The following is a 2889-nucleotide window of genomic DNA, read 5'->3' as shown; positions in this document are numbered from 1 at the left end:
TCAATTCGGGGGATTGGCGTGATAGATTTAGTCTAAGCCGAATTGATTGCCCCGTGTGTACTGTAAATAGGCGGCAACGAACAAACCCGCTAGGGTAATGGGAATTAAGCCTAGGACAATCCCTAGCACTAAAGGTTCAATCACGTCTGTACTCCTTGGATTAGCAATTTTTCACCCGTATTTTATCCTAGCAGGGGTTGCCCGCGAAAGATAGGGCGATCGTACATACTTCTTAAGTGGGGTGTGGGGTGTATTTTCAGTGAACAGTGAACAGTGAACAGTAATCAGTGAACTGAAAACCCACATCTGATAACTGACATCTGATAACTGATAACTAATAACTGATAACTGATTATGAGTGATTTTGAGGAACTAGAGTCTAAAAAACGGGAAAAAGCCCTAGAAATGCAGGCCTATCGCGATAATTTGCTCTCGCGGGTGACAAGATTACTAATTTCTCAAGATATCCACTTGGCGATCGATCATACCCTAGAACTGCTCTGTCAATTTACCCAGAGCGCTCACTGTTACATTATTCAATATTCTACCTGTCGTCAGCAGTGGAGTATGGTTTATGAATACTGTCACCCCGACTATCCGCAAGTTGTCCCGATTCGGGAACAATCACAAAATCTCTCGACGGAAACCTTTCCCTGGTTTTCGGAACAATTATTAAACGGTATTCCAGTTAAAATAAACTCTTTAGAAGATTTACCCGCTACTGCTATCCCTGAAAGAACTATTCTCGCTCATAGTTCTACTCCCTGTCTCTTAATCGTTCCCATGTGGGATAGTTGTGGGATAACGGTGGGTTATCTGGGATTGGATGCAAGTGCAGAAAAGCAATGGACAGGGGAAGATGTCACCTTTGTGCGGTTGCTGGGAGAATTAATTGCGATCGCACAAAGTAGATATGAAGCGGAAAAAGAGTTAAAAGAAGCTAAAGAAGCGGCAGTTAAGGCAAATAAAGCTAAAAGTGAGTTTCTAGCTAACATGAGCCACGAATTACGCACTCCTCTTAATGCTATCTTGGGTTTTACTCGCTTAATATCCCGGGATAGCAGCATCAGCAGTGAATATCGCCAATATTTGGAAATTGTCAATCGTAGCGGGGAACATTTATTAGAGTTAATCAACGATATTCTAGAAATGTCGAAGATAGAAGCAGGAAGAACGGTTTTTAACCCTAGTAATTTCGATTTATACGCTCTTTTAGATAATATTGCCGAAATGCTCCGTCCACAAGCGCAGACAAAAGCTTTAAGCTTAATTTTTGATCGCAGCTCCGAGCTTCCTCAGTATATTTATACTGATGAAAGCAAATTGCGACAGGTGTTAATCAATCTCTTGGGTAACGGATTGAAGTTTACCGAGTCGGGAGGGGTAACTCTCCGGGGAAAATTAGGGGAGAAAAGAGGAGATTATCAGCGATTGCTTTGGGAAATTGAAGACACAGGCGCAGGAATCGCCCCAGAGGAGATTTATAAGCTATTTCAACCCTTTAACCAAACGGAAACGGGACGAAAATCCCAACAGGGGACAGGATTGGGTTTACCTATCAGTAAAAAATTTGTTGAGTTGATGGGGGGTGCGATCGGAGTTAGTAGTATTCTGGGTCAAGGAAGTATTTTTAGTTTTGATATTCAGGTGGGTTTGGTGGGGGAAAATGAGATTAAAACCGAAACCAATAGGGCAAAAGTAATCGCTTTAGCCGAAAATCAGCCTAAATATCGCATATTAGTCGTCGATGATCGACCGGAAAGCCGTTTGCTGTTGCTGAAACTCCTGACTACCCTAGGATTATCCGTGCAAGAGGCCGCTAATGGTCAAGAAGCGATCGCAATTTGGCAAGCATGGCAACCTCATCTTATCTGGATGGACATGAGAATGCCGGTGAAGGACGGTTACGAAGCAACTAGGGAAATTCGGCAGTTAGAGGCTGATAATCGCGGAAAAACGGTGATAATTGCCCTAACTGCCAGTGCTTTTGAAGAGGATCGCGCCTTGGTTATTGCCGCCGGTTGTGATGATTTCGTGCGTAAACCTTTCCGAGAAGAAGTTATCTGGCAAAAAATGGGCGAATATTTAGGATTAAAATATATTTATGCCGATAATGAGCCAAATCAACCCAATTATTCGCCAGTTTTCCTCGATTCCCTGCAATCCCTATTAAAATTAATCAGTCCCGTCTGGATTAGACAATTGCAACAAGCGGCGCGAGAATGTGATGATGAAAAAATTATCGCCCTAACCGCAGAAATTCCCCCCGATTATGCTACCCTTGCCCAAGGTTTACAACAGTTAGCCAGAGAATTTTCCTTTGATGCGATCGAAACCATCATTAGAGATTTAAACATATCTTAAGAGAGTATTTTATCTAGATCTCAAAAACGTGATATTCTAAAGGCATAAATCCCTAAATATGGCAATTTTAAAGGATGAAACTGTTAAAAATGCTCATCGGTACTTTCTTAATACTACCGATTTTTTCCGTTCATGCTCAAGTCCCCTCGCTTCCCCCAATCAAGCAAAATTCCCCCAATCTTGGTGATCTACCCAATGATCCCACCCAGCAGAAAAATTGGCTTTGTAACCGAGGAGATCAACGCATTGCCGTGGCTGCTAAAGAAGAGAAAGGTTGGAAAGAATTAATTGAAAAACAAGGTTGGCAATGTCGTGAGGGAAATACCGACATACCCGATAAAACTCTCGGCTTTTCCTGTGAACCAGAACAAACCCTCGGCCTGTTGACAGTTTACTGGTTAAATGGTAGTAATGGTCAACAACAATTAAGCCAATGGCGAGATAAATTAGCAGCACAACAGGGGATGGTTTGTACCATCAATAACGTGCAGTTATTCGATACTCAAGAAAATATACCCAACCCAT

Annotated in this window: 3 protein-coding genes; 2 read left to right on the top strand and 1 reads right to left on the bottom strand. The window is 42.3% G+C overall.

The window, feature by feature from the left end; all coding sequences use genetic code 11:
• Nucleotides 1-27 precede the first annotated feature (27 nt).
• On the bottom strand, nucleotides 28-144 hold the full coding sequence (gene petG, locus PX481_RS14720) for a cytochrome b6-f complex subunit V (protein ID WP_288094839.1): 117 nt from the start codon (nucleotides 142-144) through the stop codon (nucleotides 28-30).
• A 210-nt stretch (nucleotides 145-354) separates the two neighbouring features.
• On the opposite strand from petG, the gene PX481_RS14715 reads away from it, so the two are divergent.
• Together PX481_RS14715 and PX481_RS14710 are read left to right on the top strand one after the other, a co-directional pair.
• Nucleotides 355-2364 (top strand): histidine kinase dimerization/phospho-acceptor domain-containing protein, encoded by a 2010-nt coding sequence (locus PX481_RS14715; RefSeq protein ID WP_288094837.1) that lies wholly within the window; start codon nucleotides 355-357, stop codon nucleotides 2362-2364.
• Between the two features lie 74 nt (nucleotides 2365-2438).
• The coding region (locus tag PX481_RS14710; protein WP_288094835.1) for a hypothetical protein at nucleotides 2439-2889 on the top strand (451 nt) is incomplete at its 3' end.

It is taken from the genome of Microcystis sp. M53603_WE2 (assembly GCF_030065435.1).
Note: the sequence above shows the minus strand (reverse complement) of the source record. Positions and strands in the feature narration are given on the sequence as shown.